This is a genomic window from Pseudomonas asplenii (genome assembly GCF_900105475.1).
Lineage (GTDB): Bacteria > Pseudomonadota > Gammaproteobacteria > Pseudomonadales > Pseudomonadaceae > Aquipseudomonas > Aquipseudomonas asplenii.
Genome location: NZ_LT629777.1, coordinates 6,298,957 through 6,321,933 on the forward strand (window position 1 = coordinate 6,298,957; position 22,977 = coordinate 6,321,933).

Below are 22,977 nucleotides of genomic sequence, written 5' to 3' on the forward strand. Positions count from 1 at the left end.
ACGGGCTCACAGGTATCTGGACCGTGAGATCAGCAGGATCGTTCAAGGGGTTCGCCGTCAGTCTTGAAGAATCTGCTGCCACAGGCGTGGCAGCAGACAGGCGTCAGCCGATCACTTCTCGGCGCGTTCCTTGAGGGCCAGCAGCGTGTTGTAAGGGGCTTCGACCACAAACTTGTTCGCCAGCCACGAAGGCACGCTGCCACCCGGCTCGGTGTGCACCTGGTAGGTCACTTCGGTGAGGTTGTCGCCCTTGGGCACCAGTTTCCAGAAGCCTTCAACCTGGGCCACACGCACATAGCCTTTTTCTTCCGGCTTGTAGGTCGGCACGCCCTGAAGCTTACGGGTCAAGCTGCCGTCGGCGTTCTGAATCGTGGTGATATGCAGGTAGGAATCGCGATCGGTGACCGGGAAAGGTGCCTTGAACTGCGTGTAGGTCCAGCTCTCATCGCCTTTCTTGTCCACCAGCTTCTGCGACTTGCACTCGTGGATCCAGGCACAGGCACTGGCCACGTCATCCTGCAGGGCACGGATCTTGGCGACAGAAGCCTTGATCGTCGTGACACCCTGGTAGGCCTTGTACTTGGAACCGGCGATTTCGGCGAGCGACACCTTGATCCCGTTTTCGTCCTTGGCCGTCTCCCAGGTTTCCGCATACGCGGTACCGGTCAACAGCACAGTCAAACCACAAACCACAGCCATACGATGCAGCGAACCCATTTTCTTATTCCTTATTGTTGAAGGTGAACAAGCTTCAAGCCGACGTCATTTGTTCCCACCAGCCGATCAGCCGGATAGCCTCTTCACGACTACTGCCACACACTTGCGGGTCAGCCTTGAAACCACCACACACGGCCGGCCGCTCCGGCCTGCCAAACAGCTCACAGAGGTTTTCGACCGAGAGATGCACACAACGTTCTCCGGCCGGCTTTCCAGCAGGCATGCCAGGCAGCGGCGAGCTGATGGAAGGAGCGATACAGCAGGCACCACACCCTTCACGGCAGTTCATGGCGACACGCTCCCTGCAACGGACCCGGGGTGTAAAAGACAGAGTAACCGCTAAAACGGCTGTTTAAAATTAGTCGCACAATGGTTTTTCAATAATAAGGACGATGACTCACCAGTCACTGACGAAATGTCGTAACTGACTGTCGGAATCTACTGTTTGAACTCGAAGTCCAGGGCTGCGCCTTCCACTTCCCGGCGACTTTCGTTGCGCAATTGCAGATCCATCTCATTGCTCAGCAGTCGACCGTTGAGCTGAAACGGCGTCTGGGAGGCCGGCTTTTCGACAAACATCTGCGGCAATAGCGGTCGGCTCTTGGACAGTGGCACCTTACCGACCGGCTGCATCTTGTTGACCAGCTCCTGGGGCAGACTCAGGTCCAGCTTGGCGGGAGGAAGGCGGGTCTTCACCACCTCATTGCTGACCGAACGGGACTTTTTCGTTGCGGCCTTTTTTGTCGGAACAGTCTTTTTCGGCTGAGCTTTTTTCGGAGTGGCCTCGGCCTTTTTCGTCGCAGCTTGGGTTGTCTTCGGCGGCGTGGCCTTGGTTTTCTGTACCGCACTGCTGGTGGCTGGCGACTTTTCCTGAGCCTGCGACATGGCTGTACCGCCAACGCCCAAGCCGGTCAGCAAGGCAAGCAATAGCAAGCGTACAGCGAAAGTCGCTTTCATAAACCCTACGGCATGAACAACAGAGTGCTCTATGCTCGCTCGTTGAGCAGTCGATGACAAGTCACGAGCGCCGCAATCGTCCCCGGATGCCGCCGCCGGGAGCGCCCTCAAGCGCTTCCCGGCAGTCGACTCAGAACAACCCGGCTGCGGTTTCCTGGCACAACTGGCTGGCCAGCATGCCGAGGGTCATCAACGCCCGCTCGGCCTCGCGGTTCCACGGAATCGCGCAGTTGAGCCGGATACAGTGGTTGAATTGTTCGGTATTGCTGAAGATCAGTCCCGGCGCAATGCTGATGCCTTGTTGCAAGGCGCGCACGTGCAGCTCCTGAGTATTGACCCGTCCCGGCAGGCTGACCCAGAGAATGAAACCGCCGGTCGGACGGGTCATCTGCGTGCCTTCGGGGAAATACTGCTGCACCGCCAACTGAAAGGCGCTGAGGTTCTTGCGGTACTCCTGACGAATGTAGCGCAGGTGCCGGTCGTAGCCGCCGTTCTCCAGGTAGGCCGCCACGCCCATCTGCGTCACGCTACAGGCAGAATGGGTACTGAAGGTCTGCAAGCGCTGGATTTCCTGCTGGAACTTGCCGGCGATCATCCAGCCAATGCGCACGCCGGGCGACAGGGTCTTGGAGAAGCTCGAGCAATAAATCACCCGATCCAGCCGGTCATAGGCCTTGAGCGCCTTGGTACGGCCAACCTCGAACATCAGTTCGCCGTAGATATCGTCTTCGACGATCTGGATATCAAAATCCGAAGCCAGGCGCAGCAACTGTTTCTGGCGCTCCTCGGGCATGGTGCCGCCCAGCGGGTTGCTCAGCCGTGTGGTCAGCACCAGGGCCTTGATCGACCATTGGTTGGCCGCCAGTTGCAGAGCTTCAAGACTCATGCCGATGGCCGGATCGCTGGGGATCTCGATGACCTTGAGGCCCAGCAGGTCCGCCAGTTGCAGCAAGCCGTAATAGGTCGGCGACTCGGCGGCGATCAGATCGCCAGGACGGGTCAATACCCGCAGCGACATCTGCAACGCATCCACGCAGCCATGGGTGATCACCACTTCGGAAGGGTCGACCACCACGCCGGCATCGCGCATGCGAATCGCCACCTGGCGGCGCAGCGGCTCGAAACCGGGGCTGAACATGTAGCTGAACGCCCGCGGACTATGAAAGCGGGTGACCTTGGCCAACTGCTGGTGCAGGGCTCGAACCGGCAGATAGTCCACCGACGGCACGGCCGCGCCGAACGGAAACACCCCTTCACGACGGGACTCGACCAGCACCTGGTGGATGATGCTGCTGCGGGTGACCAGGCCTGGACGCTCGACCCGGGCGATGTCCGGCGTCGGCGCGGTCAGCGCGGGGGTCTGGTGAACGTAATAGCCTGACTGCGGCCGGGCACGGATCAGTCCCTGGTCTTCCAGGTTGGCGTAGGCCTGCAACACCGTCGCATGGCTGACATTGAGCTGCGAGCTCATCTTGCGTACCGAAGGCACGCGCTCGCCGGGCTGATAGACACCACGGCGAATATCGTCGGCCAGTTGCTGCGCAATGCGCTGGTAGAGCAATAGGTTGGTCATGAAGCGGCACTCGGTTTCAGCGGCGTTTTTATTCTTGAACGTAACGATACCGGAACAGTTTCAAAGTGTACTGGCACAGTTCCTACAATAGTCGACAATACAGTGACGAGAGAAGCAAAACTGTATGGGCACACTTATCGGTGGAATTGGCCTGGTTTTGTCGCAGTGAGCCGAAGCCCTTGTGGCGAGCGGGCTTGTCGGATCGCCACCCGTGACGTAACCAGGCATGAAAAAACCCGGCACCTTGCGGATACCGGGTCTGTTCTGGGTCGGCTGTAGCCTCAGCGGGCCGCGCCGAGATGGCCCTTCTCGTCGGAGAAGACGATCTCCACCCGCCGGTTCTGCGCCCTGCCCCGCTCGGTGGCATTGACGTCGATCGGGTATTCATCGCCATAACCGACCACTTCGATGCGCTTTTCATCGATGCCCAGATCCACCAGCATGTCCGCCACGGACTGGGCCCGATCGCGGGACAGTTGCAGGTTGTGGTCCTTCTCCCCGGTGCTGTCGGTATAGCCCTCGATGCGCACTATACGTTTCGGGTTGAGCTGGAGAAACTGCACCAGCTTGAGCACCGCACGGTTGGCGGAACTCTTCAGCTCCGCTTCACCGGTATCGAACAGCACATCGCCCAGGGTCATCACCAGGCCACGGTCGGTCTGGGTGCTGGCCTGGCTGATCTGGTCTTCCAGCCATTTGCCCTGCTGCTGCACGCTGAGCAGCTTGGATTCGCGCAGGGCCAGTTGCAGACGCTGGCGTTCCAGCTCCAGCTTGGCGGCACGCTCCTGGTTCAGGGCCTGCTCGGTGTGCTGGCGGGCGATGTCCGAGTAGCGCTCACTCAGGTAGGCATAATGCGCCACGTCGCTGCCACTGCCCCAGTAACTGGACAGGCGATCGGCGCGCGCCAGTGACTCACCGGCACGGATCACGTCCTTGGGCGCGAAGCGCAGCACGTCGGTATCTTCCTTGACCTTCTGGAAGCTGGCCGAAGCCTGCTGCAGGGCCGTCTCGCTGGCCTGCTGGCCGGCACAGCCATAAAGACCGGCACAGACCAACGCCAGCAGAACGCCGCCCCTTCGGCTCGCATAGATCATTGCACGTCCCTCAATTGCTTGCGCAAGCGCGTGATGCGGGTATTGAGCAGCTTCAGCTCTTCCTGGCTCTTTTGCGTCAATACCTGGGCTTCGGCCAGGCGCGCGTCCAGTTCGGCCTGTTCGGCGCGCATACGGGCTTTCTTGAAGGATTGGTCGGCCATATCGGACTGGGCACGCTCGAACTTGCCTTCGGCCAGTTTCAGTTCGGCGACCTCGTCGGCCTTGGCACCCACCGCGCGGGCTTGTTCGAGCGCACGCTCGGTGAGACGCATTTGTTCATTCGGCGCCGGATCGGCTGCGCAGCCCGCCAGGGCCACGACGGCCAGTGCCGCGAATAAAGGTCGAATACTCAAAAGCAAATTCCTACTGTTTGGGCGCGCCGGCCGGCTGCAGTTGCGCCTTCCAACGCTCCAGATTGCGCTGCAACGCGGCCTCGGTCAGGCCGGAAGCGGGCAATTCTGTCATTTTTTTCGCCAACTGTCCGCGCAACCAGGCGTCATTGCAGGCCGAGTTATGCGAGACCGCGAGGAACAGACCCGGCTGATCGATGGGCTGGGGTCGTGGGCCAATATCCCTGGCCATGCCCAGACTCTGCGCAGTGACCATGCCGGCATAGCGCCCGGCCAGGACATACTCGACCTCGCCCAGCAACAGTTTCTGCAACGCCTGGGGCAATGCTGGTGTGTACTGCAGGGTCAGTTGCGCCTTGCTGAACGCCACGAACGGTTGCGTCATCCGGGCCTTCTGCGAGACGGCGCCGCTATGCCCCTGCAAGTCGCTGGCGGCGTTGTAGACCACCGGCGAATCGTTGCGCGTCCAGACCAGGAAATCGTTCTGCACCAGGGCCGGGTGGATGTAGTCCAACGACTCCAGCTCGTTGACGCTGATCGGCGCGTCCACCAGCAGATCCATGCGCCCACTGCGCACTTCCTCCAGGGCCTGGGAGCGCTTGCCGCCGTAGAGCACCTCGATCTTGAGCCCCAGCTCGCTACCCACCTGGCGCAACAGGTCGGCGCTGGCGCCGATCAGGTGGACCGGATCCTCGGGGTCACGCCACAGGTAGGGCGGCGCGTCCGGGCTGCCGGTGACAATCAGACGCTCGCATTTGCCCACGGCCAGGGCCTGGGTGGACAGTCCCAACAGCAGCGATAGTGCAGCGACGCGAAGCACGTCCATGACAAATTTCTCCAATCAATACTGCTGACTGCAGGAGCAGGATACCGGTGTAAACATGATGCCAGCGCACGCATGAAGGGGTGTCGGCACGATGATTCGGTAAAAAAAAACCCGGTCAAAAGACCGGGCTCTTTTATAAGTGAAGCCGCTGGATCAGACCAGCTTTTCCAACTCAGGTACCGCTTCGAACAGGTCGGCGACCAGGCCGTAGTCGGCCACCTGGAAGATCGGCGCCTCTTCGTCCTTGTTGATCGCAACGATCACCTTGGAGTCCTTCATACCGGCCAGGTGCTGGATCGCGCCGGAGATACCGACGGCGATGTACAGCTGTGGCGCAACGATCTTGCCGGTCTGGCCGACCTGCATGTCGTTCGGTACGAAGCCTGCGTCGACTGCCGCGCGGGACGCGCCGACGGCCGCGCCCAGCTTGTCGGCCAGGGCGTACAGGTGCTTGAAGTTGTCGCCGTTCTGCATGCCACGGCCACCGGATACGACGATCTTGGCAGCGGTCAGCTCTGGACGGTCGGACTTGGCCAGCTCTTCGCCGACGAACGACGATTTGCCTGCATCGTGAGCCGCGCCAACGGCTTCAACGGCAGCCGAGCCACCTTCGGCGGCAACCGGGTCGAAACCGGTGGCACGCACGGTGATGACCTTGACCGCAGCACTCGATTGCACGGTGGCAATGGCGTTACCGGCGTAGATCGGGCGTTTGAAGGTGTCAGCACTTTCCACCGAGATGATCTCGGAGATCTGGTCGACGTCCAGCGCAGCAGCAACGCGCGGCAGGATGTTCTTGCCGTTGGAGGTGGCGGCGGCCAGGACGTGGCTGTAGCCCTTGCCCAGCTCGGCTACCAGGGGAGCGACGTTTTCCGGCAGTTGATGCGCGTAGGCGGCGTTATCGGCCACCAGCACTTTCGACACGCCAGCGATTTTCGCGGCGGCTTCGGCGACGGCGCCAACACCCTGGCCAGCGACCAGCACGTGGATGTCGCCACCGATCTTCGCAGCGGCTGCAACGGTGTTCAGGGTGGCCGGGGCCACGACCTTGTTATCGTGTTCGGCGATTACCAAGATAGTCATATCAGATTACCTTCGCTTCGTTTTTCAGTTTCTCGACCAGTTCTGCAACCGACTTGACCTTGATGCCCGCGCTGCGTGCAGCCGGTGCTTCAACTTTCACGGTCTTGTTGGTCGAGGCGGTGGAAACGCCCAAAGCATCCGGAGTCAGCGTCTCGAGCGGCTTCTTCTTGGCTTTCATGATGTTCGGCAGGGACGCGTAACGCGGCTCGTTCAAACGCAGGTCGGTGGTGACGATGGCCGGCAGGCTCAACGAAACGGTCTGCAGGCCGCCGTCGATTTCGCGGGTCACGGCAACCTTGTCACCCGCCACTTCGACTTTCGAAGCGAAGGTGCCTTGAGCGTAACCACTCAGGGCAGCCAGCATCTGACCGGTCTGGTTGTTGTCGCTGTCGATCGCCTGTTTGCCAAGGATGACCAGTTGTGGCTGTTCCTTGTCGACCACGGCCTTGAGCAGCTTGGCCACGGCCAGGGAGTTCAGTTCGTCGGCGGACTCGACCAGGATGGCGCGGTCGGCACCCAGCGCCAGCGCGGTACGCAGTTGCTCCTGGGCGGTGGACGGGCCGATGGAGACGACGACGATTTCAGTGGCCACGCCTTTTTCTTTCAGACGTACCGCTTCTTCCACTGCGATTTCGCAGAACGGGTTCATCGACATCTTGACGTTGGCGAGGTCGACGCCGGAATTGTCCGCCTTGACGCGAACCTTGACGTTGTAATCGACAACGCGTTTGACAGCTACAAGAACCTTCATGGATTCCTCACTCTCCGGTGAAAAGAAAGTCGCCCAGGCGTACCTGGCGGTTGGATGCTCATTGGCGCGCGCATGAAGCTCAAGGGCACCTCCAAAAACGCCGACATCTACACGAAAACCTGGCTTTTCCCGGTTGCATGACCGTCCGTCCGACGTGACTGTACAGTCACTGGACCGATGGACGTGTAAACTTCGCGCCAGAATCGGCGTGCCACTTCACTTTCGGTGTCTTCGTCCGGTCTTTAGACGTGCTCTTGCGACCCAGGTTTAGCCTACGCCGGGCGCAAAACCGCTCGTATCTTGACCGGAACGCCTATTCTGGTCAATACGGCAAAATGGCCAGTCATAAGCCGCGCTTCTTTGATTTATCTGGCTTCCAGCGAATTCAAACAAACGTTTGTATTGGACGCTGATAGTGGTGTAGATATAATGGCGCCACCTAGAGAGAAAGATGTCTCCCCTTCTGGAGCGGGGCACCAAATCTCCAATCAGAAGAAAACTGTTGAGCCTTGAGAGTAGGAGAGAGTCTGTGGAACGCGAATACATGGAATTCGACGTGGTCATCGTCGGTGCCGGCCCCGCAGGCCTGTCCGCCGCTTGCCGGCTGAAACAGAAAGCGGCTGAAGCGGGTCAGGAAATCAGCGTCTGCGTCGTGGAGAAAGGTTCCGAAGTCGGTGCCCACATCCTTTCCGGCGCGGTGTTCGAACCACGGGCCCTGAACGAACTGTTCCCGGACTGGAAAGAACTCGGTGCGCCGCTCAATACCCCGGTCAAGCGTGACGACATCTATGTGCTGCGCAACGGCGAGACCGCGACCAAGGTTCCCGACTTCTTTGTGCCCAAGACCATGCACAACGAAGGCAACTACATCATCTCCCTGGGCAATCTGTGCCGCTGGCTGGCCCAGCAGGCCGAGAACCTGGGCGTAGAGATCTACCCGGGCTTCGCCGCCCAGGAAGCGCTGTTCGACGAGAACGGCGTGGTCCGCGGGATCATCACCGGCGACCTGGGTGTCGACCGTGAAGGCAAGCCGAAGGAAGGCCTGTACACCCCCGGCATGGAGCTGCGTGGCAAATACACGCTGTTCGCCGAAGGTTGCCGTGGGCACATCGGCAAGCAGCTGATTTCGCGCTTCAAGCTCGACAGCGATGCCGATGCCCAGCACTACGGTATCGGCCTCAAGGAAATCTGGGAAATCGATCCGGCCAAGCACCAGCCTGGCCTGGTGGTCCACACTGCCGGCTGGCCGCTGGACATCATGGGCACCGAAAACACCGGCGGCTCCTTCCTCTATCACCTGGAAAACAACCAGGTGGTGGTCGGCCTGATCGTCGACCTGTCCTACAGCAATACCTACCTGTCGCCGTTCGACGAATTCCAGCGCCTCAAGCACCACCCGGTACTCAAGCAGTACCTGGAAGGCGGCAAGCGCATCAGCTACGGCGCCCGCGCCATCTGCAAGGGCGGCCTGAACTCGCTGCCCAAGATGGTCTTCAACGGCGGCGCGCTGATCGGTTGCGACCTGGGCACCCTGAACTTCGCCAAGATCAAGGGCAGCCACACCGCGATGAAGTCCGGCATGCTCGCCGCCGAAGCCGTGGCCGAGAAATTGCTGGCCGGCGCCGAGGGGGGTGACCAGTTGGACAACTATGTCACGTCGTTCAAGGCCAGCTGGCTGTACGAGGAGCTGTTCAGCAGCCGCAACTTCGGCGCGGCGATCCATAAGTTCGGCCCGATCATCGGCGGCGGCTTCAACTGGGTCGAGCAGAACCTGTTCGGCGGCAAGCTGCCCTTCACCCTGCACGACAACAAGCCGGACTATGCCTGCCTGAAGCTGGCCAAGGACTCGGTGAAAATCGACTATCCGAAGCCCGATGGCAAACTCAGCTTCGACAAGCTCAGTTCGGTGTTCCTCTCCAGCACCAACCATGAAGAAGAGCAGCCGTGCCACCTCAAGCTCAAGGACCCGAGCATTCCGTTGAGCAAGAACCTGCCGCTGTACGACGAACCGGCGCAGCGCTACTGCCCGGCTGGCGTGTATGAAGTGATCACCCAGGAAAACGGCGAGAAGCGCTTCCAGATCAACGCCCAGAACTGCGTGCACTGCAAGACCTGTGACATCAAGGACCCGGCGCAGAACATCACCTGGGTCACCCCGGAAGGGGCTGGCGGCCCGACCTACCCGAACATGTGATTCGGCTGGCGGCACACTGAAAAGGCTCCTTCGCAGGGGCCTTTTTACTGGGAAGTCTTTCGCCGGAGCAGAGGGCCTCTTCGCGGCGGTTCGGCGCGAAGAGGCCGCCCCACACACTACAAACCCCAGATCCCGCTCTCAAGCCGACTGCCCAGTCAACATCCCCTCCTCCCCCGGCGTGCGTTCGAAGTAGCGCTTGTACTCCCGGCTGAACTGCGACGTACTCTGATACCCCACCCGATGCGCCACCTGCGCTACGCCCAGACCATCACCCGCCAGCAGCCGCTGGGCCTTGAGCAGGCGCAGGCGCTTGAGGTACTGCACCGGCGACAGCAAGGTGCTGCGCTTGAAATGCTCATGAAAGGTCGAGGGGCTCATGTTCGCATAACGCGCCAGCGTGTCGACGTTAAGCGGCTCGGCGAAATGCTCATGCAGATGGCTGAGAGACGCCGCCAGCCGGGCAAACTGCCCCTGCTGTTCGACCAGCGCCCGCAGTACGTCGGCCTGGGGCCCGCGCAGGGCGGTGAACAACACTTCACGCAAGCGCGCCTGGCCCATGATCCGGCACTCCAGCGGATCGTGCAGGCAACGCAGCAATTGCTCGACGCTATGGCGCATGGCATCGTCGAGCGCCACCGAGGTCATCGACTCCGGCGTCTGCGCCGAGGCACCCGGTTCGTTCGCCAGCCCCATCGCCAGCACCAACTCGCTCAACAACGCCCGGTCGATCCCGATGGACACCCCGAGCAGGGGCTCCTCTGGAGTGGCAAAGGTTTCGTATTCGAACGGCACCGGCAACGCCTGGATCAGATAATGCCCGGCACCGTATTCCAGGGTCCGGGGCCCCAGGTAGGCCAGCTTGCTGCCCTGCACGATCACCATCAGGCTCGGTTCGTAGATCTGTGGGCAACGCGCGACATTGCCGGACGCCGAGACGATCTGCACCTCAGGCAACAGGGTCGGCAAAAATCCCGGGCGGGTCGCCAGCGGCTGGAGCAACGCAACCAGCGTTGCATTGGCGTCGAGATGACGGGTCAACTGCATGGCAAATATTTCACGGAAAAAGGGATACCAACATCATCGCAGGTCTGGCGCCACAGGAAAGTGCCAGAGCACTGATCCCGGAGGATTAGGCATGACACCCGGAGGAATCGTCATGGTCGTGCTCCGACGCGATCACGACAATGGTCCACCTCATCCGTCAGCGCTTTTGCAAGGTTTGCCCCATGTATACCGCCATTGGTTATGCCGCCCAGTCTGCCACCACGCCCCTCGCCCCGATGACCTTCCAGCGCCGTTCACCACGACCGGACGACGTGGCCATCGAGATTCTCTACTGCGGCGTCTGTCACTCGGATATCCACCAGGCCCGCAATGAATGGGGCATTGCCGTCTACCCACTGATGCCCGGCCATGAAATCGTCGGCAAGGTCACTGCCGTCGGCAGCCAGGTCACCCGGCATAAAGTCGGCGACCTGGTCGGCGTCGGTTGCATGGTCGACTCCTGCCGTGACTGCACTGCCTGCAAGGCCAACCTGGAGCAGTACTGCGAAAACAATCCGACCATGACCTACGCCACCCCGGACCGGGTCGATGGCAGCAACACCATGGGCGGTTACTCCGACAGCATCGTGGTCAGCGAGCATTTCGTCGTGCGCATCCCGGAAAAACTCGACCTGGCCAGCGCTGCGCCGCTGCTCTGCGCCGGCATCACCACCTACTCGCCGCTCAAGCACTACGGCGTCAAGGCCGGTGACAAGGTCGGGATTCTCGGCATGGGCGGCCTGGGCCACATGGGCATCAAGTTCGCCAAGGCCCTGGGCGCCGAAGTCACCCTGTTCACCCGTTCGGCGAGCAAGGCCGAGGAGGCCCGCCGCCAGGGTGCCGACCATGTGATCGTGTCCACCGACGACGCGCAGATGCAGGCCGCCGCCGGACGTTTCGACTTCCTGCTCGACACCATTCCGGTGCAACACGACCTCAATCCCTACCTGGACACCCTGACCTTCGATGGCGTGCATATCCTCGTCGGCCTGATCGAACCGGTCGACCCGGCGCTGCATGCCGGCAAGCTGGTGATGAAACGCCGGGTACTGGCCGGTTCACTGATCGGTGGCATCGCAGAAACCCAGGAAGTGCTGGATTTCTGTGCCGAGCACGACATCAGTTGCGATATCGAAATGCTCGACATCCGCCACATCAACGAGGCGTACAGTCGGATGATCGCCGGTGACGTGAAATACCGTTTCGTGATCGACATGGCGACGCTGAAGGTCTGACAATACAGGGTTTGACAAGCCCGCTTGTGTGGCGAGCGGGCTTGTCATCGCCTCAGAAACTCACCTGTGCCGTACTCAACACCTGCACAAACGCGCCGTTCAACGTCGCATTGTGATGCTCGACAATCGCCTGGGCCGACAACCCGGGCGTCTCCATGCAGGTGTGGGCATCCCCCACCAGCACGACCTCGAAGCCCAGGTCCCGAGCCAGCCGGCAGGTGCTGTCAACGCAATACTGGCTCTTCATCCCGACAATAATCAGCCGTTTCACCCCGGCATCGTCCAATTGCTCGGCCAAACCGGTTTCAAAGAAACAACTGGGGCGGGTCTTGTCGAGCAGGTGATCCACCGCCGGGTCCAGCCCCAGTTCCGGCAACACCTGCCACGCCGCACTCCCTGCCGCGATCGGCGAACCCTGTGGTCCGGTGTGTCGCAGGGCAAAGATCGGCGCCCATGCCTCGCGCGCCTGCCCGATCAGCGCGGTGATGCGCGCGAGCACCTGATCCCCTTGCCAGGGTTGCTGCGGGCCATGGAACAGGCCAACCTGCATATCGATGATCAACAGCGCCGAACGCTGGGGGCTATGAACCTGCATGGTATTATTCCTTCCTGGTGATACCAGCAAAGGCCCGGAAACCAAAAGGCCCCGTCCATTGCTGGCGGGGCCTTGGTTCACTGCGTATCAACCACTCACACAGTCACCTCGCCCCCCTTGCGGGTGGTGGTGGTCGTGGTGGTCAGGTGCAGCGAGATTCTGTTCATGACGTCGATAATGCCAAGCTCCGACAGGAAATGGCAACCACCCTGTCAGCTCATTTCAGAAGCGCAAACGCCAGCGTCCGTTGCGGCGCAGGTCAACCACCGACAGCGGCTCGATATCGATGGCGTTGAACGAGCTCGGGCCGGCCTGCAGCGCATGGAGAATCGCCGCGCGGATCACGAAGGGATGGGTCACGACGAAAAAATGCCCGTCCTCCTGAAAGCCGTCGAGCCAGGCACCGACCCTGGCGCAGAGTTCGATCACCGACTCTCCCGCCGGCGGGGCAATCTGCGGCTGGTTGATCCAGGCCTCGAGCCCCTGCGGATCACTCTCCTGCAAATCGCTCAGGGCCAGGCCCTGCCATTCGCCAAAATCGTAATCCCCCAGTTCCGGAACGATCTCGATCTCGCTGCCCAGTGCTTCGGCAGTCTGCCAGGCACGGGTTTCCGGCGCACTGAGGATCCGCACCGGCTTTTTCAGCCGGCTGGCCAGTTCGGCGGCCTTGGCCAGCCCCTTGGGTTCAACCGGCTCGTCCAGCGCAAAACGCCCCAGACGCTGAGCCTCGGTGCGGGCATGGCAAACAATGCTGAGCCGGATCGACATGTGGAAATTTCTCCCGTTCTGCTCCATGCAGGAATACGCCGCACGAGCACTGCTTTCAATAGTAAGGATAGAAGCCGCTGAACACCCGACACGCTTACACCACCGTCAGCGCATTCTAGATGCCCAATGCCAGCCACTGCCATGCAGGCTTATTTATCAGACATGACGCACAACCCCGGGAGATTTTTCAGCGGATCGGGCACACAATATCGGACATCTGCAATACAAAAAAAGGAGCCGGTCATCCCAGCTCCCTTTTGTGTATTGCAGGTGCCAAACGTTTCCATAGCAGTTATCGTGGGCTCCATGCCACTGCGCGGCATCCTCACCTGTTCACACCCTCAAGGTACTGACCGATGTCATCTTCCCGCCTGAAAAAAATCCTCGGCACCGTTGTCCTGCTCGGCGGTTTCGCCGCGACCGACTCGGCGTTCGCCCACGCCCACCTCAAGAGCGAAACCCCGGCAGCGGACAGCACCGTCAGCGCGCCGAGCGAATTGCGCCTGGTTTTCAGCGAAGGCGTCGAAGCCGCGCTGACCAAGGTCGAACTGAGCAGCGGCGGCGCCAAGGTCGAGGTGAAAAGCATTGCCACCGATCCGGCCGACAAGAAGGTCCTGGTCGTGACCCCGGCCACCGCGCTGCAAGCCGGCGACTACCAGGTCAATTGGCATGCAGTCTCGGTCGACACCCACAAGAGCGAAGGCAACTACGGCTTCAAGGTGAGCCACTGAGTTGATGCTCGATGCCATGGTCCTGTGTCGTTTCCTGCATTTCACCATGGTCCTGTCGTTGTTCGGGGCCTGCCTGTTACGGCCCCTGCTGATCGGCCCGGCGCCCTCGGCGGTGCTCGACTCGCAGTTGCTGACGATGCGCCGCTGGATGGCTGCACTGGCCCTTTTCAGTGCAGTGGCCTGGTTGCTGCTGACCATCGTCGGCATGACCGATGACTGGGCAGACGCCATCCGCCTGCCTACCCTGCAATTGGTGCTGGGCCATACCTTTTTCGGCAAGGTCTGGACCTGGCATCTGGGTCTGAGCCTGCTGCTGTGGATCGTCCTCAGCACCCATGCACCGCCCAGAGTCAGCCTGTTGCTGGCGCTCCTGCAAGTGGCGACCCTGGCGCCCGTTGGTCATGGGGCGATGCTCGATGGGGTTGGCGGGCAGTTGCTGATGTTCAACCAACTGTTGCACCTGAGTGGTGTCGGCGCCTGGGTCGGCGGTTTGATGTTGCTGATCCTGGTGCTGAGTCGCCCGGCCGGGCATGAAGTCGAACGGATCCTGCGCCACTTCAGCACTCTCGGCTACCTGATGGTCGCGGTGATCATCGTCACCGGGCTGATCAACGTCCGCGTACTCACTGGCGCGCTCTGGCCGACGCCGCTGTTCCAGGGCTTCGCGCTGATCCTGCTGATCAAGGTACTGCTGGTGCTGCTGATGCTCGGCCTGGCCCTGTTCAACCGGGTGATGAGCCGGCATGGTCGGATCACCGTGCTGCGCCGAAGCGTCACCCTCGAATGGCTGCTGGGCCTGGGCGCAATACTCGCCGTCTCGCTGCTGGGCACGCTGCCACCGGTAGTGATGAACTGACCCACGCCACTCATCGCCCTCCCGTGCGCAATACGTAAAAAACCCGACTCAGATAGTCATCTATATGAATCCTTCAGGTATATTCCTTCGAACCGCGTAACAAGATATTACAAGAAGGGGTTTCCGTTGGATCTTTCACATGCCGCGTGGCTCGCCCACGACACTCGCCTGATCGTCTGCTGCCTCGCAGCCATCACCAGCATTATCGTGCTGATCAGCCTGACCAAGCTGCCGCCGTTCCTGGCGATCCTGATCGGTACCTTCATCGCCGGGCTCGGTGCGGCGTTGCCGCCGGAAGAAGTCGCCAAGGCCTTCAGCAAGGGCGCCGGCAGCCTGCTGGGCGAAGCCGGGATCATCATTGCCCTGGGTGCGATGCTCGGTGCGCTGATGGCGGAATCAGGCGCCGCCGACCGCATTGCCTCGACCCTGCTGCGCCACGCGAAAGGCAAGGCCCTGCCCTGGGTCATGGCACTGGTGGCGATGGTCATCGGCCTGCCGCTGTTCTTCGAGGTCGGGCTGGTGCTGATGGTGCCGGTGATCTTCGTCATCGCTCGACAGTCCGGCCAGCCGCTGCTCAAGGTGGCGATCCCGGCGCTGGCCGGCATGACCACCCTGCACGCGCTGATGCCTCCGCATCCGGGGCCGTTGATCGCGGTCAGCGCACTGCATGCCGACCTCGGCATGACCATGCTGCTGGGCTTGTGCATCGCCGTACCGGCAGTGATTCTCGCCGGCCCGCTGTATGGCATCTGGCTGGCGAAACGCCTCGACGTACAGGAACCGCCCGAACTCGGCGCGCTGTTCACCGCCAAGGTCGAAACCCGCCGCAAGCCGAGCTTTGCCGTCTCCCTGCTGATCATCCTGTTGCCGGTATTGTTGATGCTCGGCAGCACCTTGGCCAAGATCGCCATGGCACCGCAAGGCAACCTGGCACTCACTCTGAAGTTCCTCGGTGAACCGCTGATCGCCCTGGGCATCGCGGTGATCGCGGCAGTGATCTGCCTCGGCTGGTCGATCGGCATGGCCCGTGACCAGGTCGGCGGAGTGCTGCGCAAAAGCCTGGGACCGATTGCCGTGCTGCTGCTGACCATCGGTGCCGGCGGCGGCCTGAAGCAGACGCTGCTGGAGGTTGGCATCAGCGACACCATCAGCAAGGTCGCCAGCGGCGCGCACCTGTCCTATGTACTGCTGGCCTGGCTGATCGCCGTGGCCCTGCGCCAGGCGACGGGTTCGGCCACCGTGGCGACCACCACCACTGCGGGCATTCTCGCGCCACTGATGGCGGGCCTGGCAAGCACCCAGAGTTCGCTGGTGGCCTTGGCGATTGGCGCCGGCTCAGTGTTCTTCTGCCATGTGAACGATGCCGGTTTCTGGATGGTGCGCGAATACTTCGGCTTGCAGCTCAAACAGACGATCTGGGTCTGGTCGGTGTTGCAGACCATCGTTTCGGTGGTAGGGCTGGTGGGGGCGCTGCTGCTGTGGCAGTGGTTCCAGTGAGGCCAGCCTAGTCCTCTGAATAGGCGAAGTGCCTCAACACTTCGCCATCCATCCGGTAGCGCACCCACTCACTCTGGGGTTGCGCACCGATGGACTCATAGAAACGGATCGCCGGCTCGTTCCAGTCCAGTACGCTCCACTCCAGACGCCCGCAGTCATTGGCACAAGCGATCTTCGCCAGATGCCGCAGCAGCTTCTTGCCCGCCCCCGCTCCACGCTGTTGTGGCGACACATACAGGTCTTCCAGGTACAGGCCATTGCGACCCAGCCAGGTCGAGTAGCTGAAGAAGAACACCGCAAAACCGACCGGCTCGCCATCGCGCAGGCAAATCAGGCCATGGGCCGTGGCACCTTCGCCGAACAGGCTCCGCTCGATGTCCACGACACTGGCGATCACTTCGTGGCGGGCGCGTTCGTAGTCGGCCAGCTCCGTGATAAAGGCCAGGATCTGCGGCGCATCGCTGGGCCGGGCTTCGCGTATTTCGAGGGACATGGGTGCTTCCAGAATCAATGAAGTCACCCATGCTATTCGGATTGTGTTGCCGCTTGAATCTTTTCAGTGAAAATTCCTGCCCAGCAACAGGCAGGCGATCAGGGTCGGCACCAGAATCGCCAGAGCAGCGAGCCCCACCCCCAGCAGATGGGCCGACAACGCGCCTGCCATCGATTCGGTCGTTTCGCCCTCCTCACCCTTATTCATGACCCAGCACCTCTGCGCCAGGACGCGCCAGGTACAGCACCTCGTAGGCCTCGCGGGCCCGGTTGCGATCGGGCAAGGCCGACGACAGGGTGATCCGCACCAGCCGCCAGTTCGCGGTGTCCAGCGCCAGCAATACCGCGACAGTATCCTCCCGCCCCCGGATGACCTGGCTTTGCTCGATCTGTGCCGCGAGCAAGGCAGCCCGATCCGCCTCCGGCTCGACCTGCACGTGCTCACGATAAAGGGCCCGTGCCTCGGCGGCGTCACCCCACTGAACATCCAGCGCCAACCACGCCTCGATCTCGGGACGACCGAACGAATCGATCACTGTCTGGAAACGCTCGTCCATCAGAAATGCGCCCGCTGCGGCGGGCTCCGACCACAGGTAGACCGACGCATACTGATTGGCCAAGGCGCCGAAAACCCCACGCTCGCGGGCGATAAAGGCCTTGAACAGCAGGCCCGGAGTGTCGTCCCAGCGCGGCCCGAGCTCGCTGGCTCGACGACGGATCAGGCCCATGTCGTAGTGGGCGGGCAAGCGGTGTGAATAGTGTTTGGCAAACATGGCTGCGCTCCTGGGCAGATGACCGACGGGGGATAACCTGGAGCCAGCTTGCGCAATGTCATAAATCATAACAAGATATCGACATATATATGTGTGATAAGGATTTGATATGATCGATGGCGGTAAACCCCTCGATATCGATACCGTCCAGGCCTTTGTCCTGATCGCCGACCTCGCCAGTTTCACTCGGGCCGCCCAGGCCCTGGACACCTCCCAGGCGGCCATCAGCCTCAAGCTCAAGCGCCTGGAAGAACGCCTGGGTTACCGCCTGCTGGAGCGCACCCCGCGTCATGTGCGGCTGACGCCGTGTGGCGAACAGTTCATCCAGGCCGCGCGCAACCTGCTCCAGGCCCATGCCCGCGCGCTGGGCGACATGACCGCACCGCCGACCCGCCGCCTGGTCATCGGCATCAGCGATCATGTCGCCGGACCGGATCTGCCGGTGCTGCTGAGTCGACTGGCCCAATACGACCCGCTGCTGCTCATTGAAGTACGTATTGCCTCGTCCCGCGATCTGAGCGCGTCCTTCGACCGCGGTGAACTGGATGCGGCCATCGTCCGTCGCGAGGGTGACCGGCAGGACGGCGAAGTGTTGGTGGTCGAGCGCTTCGGCTGGTTCGCCGCCCCGACCTGGCAACAGGTGCCGGGCAGCGTCCTGCGCCTGGCGACCCTGGCCGCGCCCTGCGGCGTGCGGCACTTGGCGGTACGCGTGCTGGATGATGCCGGGATCGCCTGGACCGAGGTATTCGTCGGCGGCGGCGTGATGGCGGTGGGCGCGGCAGTCAGTGCAGGACTGGGCGTTGCCGCGTTGGCAAAACGGGTGGCACCGGCCGGCGCGATCGAAGTCGGCGAACAACTGGGACTGCCACCGCTGCCACTGACGGAAATCATTCTGCATGCGCGCCCCACGGATGCCCGCTCGCAGGAGACGCTGCGGGCCTTGAGTGCGACGTTTCGCGGAGTGCTCGAGCGCTGAGGCGACGATCAGCCCATTAGCCTTTCATGGCTCTGGAAATGCCGCGCCAGTACAGTTCGGTGACATGCAGGAAATTGCTGAACGCGGTCGACAGGTACTCGAAATCCTCTAATGTCTTGCACTCGGCACTGGCGGCGCGGATGGCCTGTTCCTTGTGGTCCTTTTCCGCATCGGCGATGTGCACGTAGAAGTACTCGCAATGCTGGTGAAAATCATCGTCACTGGCATAGAGAAATTTGTAGTTGCGCGCGCCCTCGTAAAGACGGGTCAACATCGAGAAGGCCAGCCACTGCTGGGCCAATAGCGCGCCCAATACCCGCAGCGAACCGCCAGGCTGCCCCTCTTGCTGATAGAGATCCTGTTGCTCCTTGATGAAATATCGGGTGGTGGCGAGCACCGGAACATGTTCCAGATCGACCATCGAATAGGCTCGCCCCGTAGCTCGGCTCAACAGGTCCAGCAGGTAGTTCTGCAACAGCACGATGTGGGCCTTCGCCAAATGCCCCTGGCCAAACTCGTAGAACAGGTGCCTGGCGATTTCGACCTTGGCACTCAAATGGCTGGCATGGATCAGTGATCGGGCTACCATGGTTGAGGTATTGACCGTTCTCGACCAGTAGTTGCGGGCGAAAATCTCCAGATCGCGCACATCCAGCGCACCACCGATCCAGCGTTCATAAAAATCGTTGTTCAAGGCCGGATGGGTCGCCACGTTCTGGGCGAGGGCCTTGATGCGCCTGCTCATTTTTTCCACGATGACTGAATGCTCCTGATCGGCTCCGTGGCTTGAGCATACGGAGCTGGCGGCCCGGATCGAGGCGCCACGATCAGATCGGGCTATGCGATTGATCCCCAATAGGCAGCGAAAATTCTGACTGAGCAAAACCGAAACCGCGTGCTCGTCGACTGCCAGACCTCAAACGCCGCCTAAAAAAACGGCCGGGCTCCTGCAAGGGACCCGGCCGATATTCGTGCGAGAGGGGCTGAAGTCAGATCAGCAGGAACAACGCCAGCAAACCACCGAAAATCGCCCACTTCTCCAGGTAGTAGCGCGTGCGGTTGGTCTTCTTCAGGGCCTTGCCGCGCTGGCGGATGCCATACAGCTTGGTGAAGGCCTTGTTGATCCCGCCGGTCTTGTCGCCGTCGCCATTGGGCGCTGCCGCGGCCGCCATCACGTTGCGGCTGAACCAGCGGTTGAAGGCCGCAGCCCAACGATACTTCAGCGGCCGCTCGACATCGCAGAACAGGATCACCCGGTCCTTGTCGGTGGTGTTTTCGGCGTAGTGAATGAAGGTCTCGTCGAACATCACCGGTTCGCCGTCACGCCAGTGGTAGTTCTGGCCGTCGACATTGATGTAGCAGCCCGGATCATTGGGCGTGGACAGCCCCAGGTGATAACGCAGGGACCCGGCATAGGGGTCGCGATGGCGCACCAGGCGCGAGCCTGGTGGCAATTCGGCGAACATCGCGGCCTTGACCGTGCCGATGCTGTTGAGCAGTTCGGTGGTGCGTGGGCACAACTCGAGGGCGGATGGGTGGTTATCGCCGTACCACTTCAGGTAGAAACGTTTCCAACCGGTCTTGAAGAACGAGTTGAAACCCACGTCATCGGGGCGCTCGGACTTCTTGATTTCGCCGGCCCGCAGCAGCGCCAGGGCTTCTTCGCGGATTTCCTGCCAATTGTCCTGCAATGGCTTGAGCTCGGGGAAGTCGTTGACCCGCAGGTAAGGACGGCTCGGGATTTTCGAGAACAGGTAGAGGAAGCAGTTGATCGGTGCCAGGAAGCTGGAGTGGTCGCTCAGTTGGCGGCCCAGCTTGTGCCGGACTTGGCCGCGCAGGTGGACATACGCGATGGACAGTACATAAACAGCAATGATGATGAGTTTCACAGGCGTCGTCACAGAAGTCGGGAGGAACGCTGCCCTTTGTGCACACTGGTCGCTCGGGGCAGAAACCGAAGTCCAGGTGTCGGGAAAGGGAAGCCAACGCGTTAGGGTAGAACAGCAGCCGCGCTGGTTTCCAGTATTTCCTGTTTAGCTCGCAGGTAAAGGCATCAACGGCTGTACGCTTTTTCGCTGTTGCCAGGCTGAGCAGGCAGATACGCAGGCCCTGGTACCCACCTGCACACACCGAAGCAGGTCCGTGGCTGCAAGGGATTTATCGCGCGGGGGATGAACGCAAAGCCTCAGGGCTCAAGGCCAATGGGAAAAAACTCGCCGCCGCTCCACACGCCTAGCCAGGACTGGCCCTCGATCTGCCGCGTCACCGCCAGTTCGACCAACTGGTAGAACACATTGCGGTGAATCAGCGCCTCAAGGTTGCTGCGCACATGGACATAGGGCGCCGGCTCTTCGCTCTGGGGATCGATCAGCACCCGGATCGGATGCTCCGTGCCAGCCGTGACCTGCTCATCGACCTGGGTGGTGAAACGCAGTTGCTGCGCCTCGCCCTGCCCTTCGACTTCAAGGGTCACCGCGACAAACGGTGCGTCGTCGACCTGGATGCCGACCTTTTCCACCGGAGTGACCAGAAAATAATCGTCGCCATCACGGCGCAGAATGGTCGAGAACAGCTTGACCATCGGCTTGCGCCCGATCGGCGTGCCCAGGTAGTACCAGGTGCCATCGCGGGCGATGCGCATGTCGATATCGCCGCAGAAATCCGGGTTCCACAGGTGAACAGGCGGCAGTCCCTTTTCCGTCCCGGGGATCTGCGCCAACAGGTCGTTGGCCTTGCCTGATTCACTCATGTGCGCTCCGATATGACTTACTGGTCGCTCAAGCCCAGCAGGCTACGGGCGTATTGTGCCAGCGGCTTGGCAATCAGGTCTTGCGGTTTGTTGTCATGGAACGTCAGTAAACCGCCACGGCTCTTGATCCGTGCCGTATCGATCAGGTACTGGGTACTGGTTTCGATCAGCATGATCTGCAGCACGCCGGTGTCGAGGCCCAGGCGGTCGACCGCTTCCTGGTCGGCCCATTCATCGTAGTTGCCGATGCGGTCGTCGGCCTTGGCGAAACGGGTGTACAGCAGGTAGTGGGCACCGGCGGAACGCGCTTCGGCCATGGCCTGGTCCAGGCCGACCGGCGCACGGGCGCGGCGGACCATCGGGAAGTATTCGATGAAGCCGTTGAACGCCTCTTCGGCCACGACGTTGGGCCGAGGGTAAGCGCTGCCGGGCGGAGTGAACGGGCCCTGGGCGATGTAGATGAAGGAATCCGGCTGGATGCGGAACGAGTGAATCCGGCGCGTGTCGCTATGATCGAGCAACCCTGCGTCGCTCATCTGGTAACGCGCCCCTTCTTCCAGATCGCTGACTTTCATGCAGCCGCCCAGCGCCAACAGCGCCAGCAGCATAACCAGGCTACGCATCCTAATCCTCCAGAGGCCGGTGACGGAAAACCGGCGAATAGCCGCAGGATGCAGCTTCCGCGCCAGATCGTCAGCCGATCAACCGCCGATGATTTTCATCACCGTGGCGCCACCGGAGAAGGCCACCGACTGCTTGTCGCCCAACGCCTTGACCAACAGGCGCTGCAGTGCCGGCAGGGCCTCGTGGCGCGGCTTGTCCAGCAAGTCGCCGACATAGTGCCGGTTGCTCGACGACAGGCAGCCATGCAGCCACCCCGTGGAAGACAGCCGCAGGCGCGAGCAGGTTCGGCAGAACGGCACGCTCTCGTTGGCGATCACCCCGAAATAGCCATGGCCGGGGATCTCGTAGCGAACCGCAGTGGCATCGACCGGCGCATTGGCCTGCAGATAGGCGTAACGTTCGCCGATCAACTCCAGGAGTTGCTGGAGACTGACGAACTGCTGGAGAAAGGCATTGTTGTCGCTGGCCAGGTGCCCCATGCGCATCAGCTCGATGAAACGCAGCTCGTAGCCACGCTCCAGACAATAGTCGAGCAGCGGCATCACCTGATCCAGGTTCTGCCCGCGCAGCGGCACCATATTGACCTTGATTTTCAGCCCCGCAGCCCGCGCCTGCTCCATGCCATCGAGCACGCTGGCCAGGTCACCGCCACGGGCGATCCCCCGAAAGGCCCCGGGGTCGAGGGTATCGAGGGACACGTTGATGCGCCCAATCCCGGCCTCCAGCAGCAGCGGCAGTTTGCGCGCCAGCAACTGGCCATTGGTGGTCAGGCTGATGTCATCCAGACCGAGCTTGCCCACCGCACCCATGAAGGCCTCCAGCTTGGGGCTGACCAACGGTTCGCCGCCGGTGATGCGCAGCCGCTCGATGCCCGCCGCCTCGATCAGGTACGCCACCCCACGGGCCATGGCCTCGGCCGACAGCTCGTCCTGGGCCGCCACCAGCCGCTTGCCGTTGGGCACGCAATAGGTACAGGCATAGTTGCAGGCGGAAGTCAGGCTGATGCGCAGATTGCGAAAACGCCTGCCTTGACGATCGACGATCATGGGAAACTCCGGCGGAGGGCTCGGGAATCCGCTAAAAACTGACTTT

26 protein-coding genes are annotated in these 22,977 nt (G+C 61.5%); 6 read left to right on the plus strand and 20 right to left on the minus strand.

From position 1 onward, the window contains the following. Window positions 1-111 precede the first annotated feature (111 nt). From BLU37_RS27800 to BLU37_RS27840, 9 genes are all read right to left on the minus strand, one after another. Window positions 112-717 carry an START domain-containing protein gene (locus BLU37_RS27800; RefSeq protein WP_010447115.1) on the minus strand — a complete coding sequence of 202 codons (606 nt, stop codon included), beginning with the start codon at window positions 715-717 and terminating at the stop codon, window positions 112-114. Window positions 718-751: 34 nt separating this feature from the next. Then, a complete protein-coding gene (locus tag BLU37_RS27805) occupies window positions 752-1,006 on the minus strand; it encodes a YkgJ family cysteine cluster protein (protein ID WP_010447116.1) in 255 nt (84 codons plus the stop codon). A gap of 149 nt (window positions 1,007-1,155) precedes the next feature. Beyond that, a complete protein-coding gene (locus tag BLU37_RS27810; protein ID WP_090210663.1) occupies window positions 1,156-1,674 on the minus strand; it encodes a hypothetical protein in 519 nt (172 codons plus the stop codon). A gap of 130 nt (window positions 1,675-1,804) precedes the next feature. Continuing rightward, window positions 1,805-3,247 carry an aminotransferase-like domain-containing protein gene (locus BLU37_RS27815; RefSeq protein WP_010447120.1) on the minus strand — a complete coding sequence of 481 codons (1,443 nt, stop codon included), beginning with the start codon at window positions 3,245-3,247 and terminating at the stop codon, window positions 1,805-1,807. Between the two features lie 281 nt (window positions 3,248-3,528). Next, on the minus strand, window positions 3,529-4,341 hold the full coding sequence (locus BLU37_RS27820) for an OmpA family protein (protein WP_010447122.1): 813 nt from the start codon (window positions 4,339-4,341) through the stop codon (window positions 3,529-3,531). Further along, window positions 4,338-4,694: a DUF4398 domain-containing protein gene (locus tag BLU37_RS27825; protein ID WP_010447124.1), complete on the minus strand. Its 357-nt coding sequence runs from the start codon at window positions 4,692-4,694 to the stop codon at window positions 4,338-4,340. Before BLU37_RS27825 ends, BLU37_RS27820 begins: the two co-directional genes overlap by 4 nt. A 10-nt stretch (window positions 4,695-4,704) precedes the next feature. After that, complete coding sequence (locus BLU37_RS27830; protein ID WP_090210665.1) at window positions 4,705-5,517, minus strand: substrate-binding periplasmic protein; 813 nt, start codon at window positions 5,515-5,517, stop codon at window positions 4,705-4,707. Window positions 5,518-5,670: 153 nt separating this feature from the next. Next, window positions 5,671-6,600, minus strand: a complete 930-nt coding sequence (locus BLU37_RS27835; protein ID WP_010447127.1) for an electron transfer flavoprotein subunit alpha/FixB family protein — start codon at window positions 6,598-6,600, stop codon at window positions 5,671-5,673. Between the two features lies 1 nt (window position 6,601). Continuing rightward, window positions 6,602-7,351, minus strand: coding sequence for an electron transfer flavoprotein subunit beta/FixA family protein (locus BLU37_RS27840; RefSeq protein ID WP_090210666.1), 750 nt, complete (start codon window positions 7,349-7,351; stop codon window positions 6,602-6,604). Window positions 7,352-7,880: 529 nt separating this feature from the next. Here BLU37_RS27840 and BLU37_RS27845 point away from each other — a divergent pair. Then, complete coding sequence (locus BLU37_RS27845; RefSeq protein ID WP_010447130.1) at window positions 7,881-9,545, plus strand: electron transfer flavoprotein-ubiquinone oxidoreductase; 1,665 nt, start codon at window positions 7,881-7,883, stop codon at window positions 9,543-9,545. A gap of 138 nt (window positions 9,546-9,683) precedes the next feature. Here the strand turns inward: BLU37_RS27845 and BLU37_RS27850 are convergent, their stop codons facing one another. Further along, window positions 9,684-10,589, minus strand: coding sequence for an AraC family transcriptional regulator (locus BLU37_RS27850; RefSeq protein WP_090210668.1), 906 nt, complete (start codon window positions 10,587-10,589; stop codon window positions 9,684-9,686). A 182-nt stretch (window positions 10,590-10,771) separates the two neighbouring features. Between BLU37_RS27850 and BLU37_RS27855 the strand changes: the two genes are divergently transcribed. Beyond that, the gene (locus tag BLU37_RS27855) at window positions 10,772-11,824 is read left to right on the plus strand and encodes an NAD(P)-dependent alcohol dehydrogenase (protein WP_090210670.1); all 1,053 of its coding nucleotides are present in this window, start codon (window positions 10,772-10,774) and stop codon (window positions 11,822-11,824) included. Window positions 11,825-11,876: 52 nt separating this feature from the next. Here the strand turns inward: BLU37_RS27855 and BLU37_RS27860 are convergent, their stop codons facing one another. Both BLU37_RS27860 and BLU37_RS27865 read right to left on the minus strand, forming a co-directional pair. Beyond that, window positions 11,877-12,419, minus strand: a complete 543-nt coding sequence (locus BLU37_RS27860) for a cysteine hydrolase family protein (RefSeq protein ID WP_090210673.1) — start codon at window positions 12,417-12,419, stop codon at window positions 11,877-11,879. Window positions 12,420-12,641: 222 nt separating this feature from the next. After that, entirely contained in the window at window positions 12,642-13,187 is a 546-nt protein-coding gene (locus BLU37_RS27865; RefSeq protein WP_010447139.1) for a histidine phosphatase family protein, read from the minus strand. Between the two features lie 356 nt (window positions 13,188-13,543). Between BLU37_RS27865 and copC the strand changes: the two genes are divergently transcribed. The 3 genes from copC to BLU37_RS27880 all read left to right on the plus strand — a co-directional run bounded on the left by copC (window position 13,544) and on the right by BLU37_RS27880 (window position 16,271). Continuing rightward, the gene (gene copC, locus BLU37_RS27870; protein WP_010447141.1) at window positions 13,544-13,918 is read left to right on the plus strand and encodes a copper homeostasis periplasmic binding protein CopC; all 375 of its coding nucleotides are present in this window, start codon (window positions 13,544-13,546) and stop codon (window positions 13,916-13,918) included. A gap of 4 nt (window positions 13,919-13,922) precedes the next feature. Then, window positions 13,923-14,774 (plus strand): copper homeostasis membrane protein CopD, encoded by an 852-nt coding sequence (copD, locus tag BLU37_RS27875; protein ID WP_090211022.1) that lies wholly within the window; start codon window positions 13,923-13,925, stop codon window positions 14,772-14,774. 126 nt (window positions 14,775-14,900) lie between these two features. After that, window positions 14,901-16,271, plus strand: a complete 1,371-nt coding sequence (locus BLU37_RS27880; protein WP_090210675.1) for a GntT/GntP/DsdX family permease — start codon at window positions 14,901-14,903, stop codon at window positions 16,269-16,271. Window positions 16,272-16,278: 7 nt separating this feature from the next. On the opposite strand, the gene BLU37_RS27885 is transcribed toward BLU37_RS27880, so the two are convergent. The 3 genes from BLU37_RS27885 to BLU37_RS27890 form a co-directional block, all read right to left on the minus strand. Beyond that, on the minus strand, window positions 16,279-16,764 hold the full coding sequence (locus BLU37_RS27885; RefSeq protein WP_090210677.1) for a GNAT family N-acetyltransferase: 486 nt from the start codon (window positions 16,762-16,764) through the stop codon (window positions 16,279-16,281). Window positions 16,765-16,827: 63 nt separating this feature from the next. Next, window positions 16,828-16,971 carry a hypothetical protein gene (locus BLU37_RS29195; RefSeq protein ID WP_157696420.1) on the minus strand — a complete coding sequence of 48 codons (144 nt, stop codon included), beginning with the start codon at window positions 16,969-16,971 and terminating at the stop codon, window positions 16,828-16,830. Continuing rightward, window positions 16,964-17,536: a DUF4865 family protein gene (locus tag BLU37_RS27890; RefSeq protein ID WP_090210679.1), complete on the minus strand. Its 573-nt coding sequence runs from the start codon at window positions 17,534-17,536 to the stop codon at window positions 16,964-16,966. Before BLU37_RS27890 ends, BLU37_RS29195 begins: the two co-directional genes overlap by 8 nt. A gap of 109 nt (window positions 17,537-17,645) precedes the next feature. Between BLU37_RS27890 and BLU37_RS27895 the strand changes: the two genes are divergently transcribed. Beyond that, the gene (locus BLU37_RS27895) at window positions 17,646-18,512 is read left to right on the plus strand and encodes a LysR family transcriptional regulator (RefSeq protein WP_029532594.1); all 867 of its coding nucleotides are present in this window, start codon (window positions 17,646-17,648) and stop codon (window positions 18,510-18,512) included. 16 nt (window positions 18,513-18,528) lie between these two features. Here the strand turns inward: BLU37_RS27895 and BLU37_RS27900 are convergent, their stop codons facing one another. The 5 genes from BLU37_RS27900 to BLU37_RS27920 form a co-directional block, all read right to left on the minus strand. Beyond that, window positions 18,529-19,257, minus strand: a complete 729-nt coding sequence (locus BLU37_RS27900; protein ID WP_081354416.1) for a hypothetical protein — start codon at window positions 19,255-19,257, stop codon at window positions 18,529-18,531. A gap of 244 nt (window positions 19,258-19,501) precedes the next feature. After that, on the minus strand, window positions 19,502-20,401 hold the full coding sequence (gene lpxO, locus BLU37_RS27905; protein WP_090210681.1) for a lipid A hydroxylase LpxO: 900 nt from the start codon (window positions 20,399-20,401) through the stop codon (window positions 19,502-19,504). Window positions 20,402-20,697: 296 nt separating this feature from the next. Beyond that, window positions 20,698-21,261 carry a DUF1285 domain-containing protein gene (locus tag BLU37_RS27910; protein WP_010447152.1) on the minus strand — a complete coding sequence of 188 codons (564 nt, stop codon included), beginning with the start codon at window positions 21,259-21,261 and terminating at the stop codon, window positions 20,698-20,700. 17 nt (window positions 21,262-21,278) lie between these two features. Continuing rightward, entirely contained in the window at window positions 21,279-21,884 is a 606-nt protein-coding gene (locus BLU37_RS27915) for a DUF4823 domain-containing protein (RefSeq protein ID WP_010447153.1), read from the minus strand. A gap of 78 nt (window positions 21,885-21,962) precedes the next feature. Continuing rightward, the gene (locus BLU37_RS27920) at window positions 21,963-22,931 is read right to left on the minus strand and encodes a GTP 3',8-cyclase MoaA (RefSeq protein WP_090210683.1); all 969 of its coding nucleotides are present in this window, start codon (window positions 22,929-22,931) and stop codon (window positions 21,963-21,965) included. Between the last annotated feature and the right edge of the window lie 46 nt (window positions 22,932-22,977).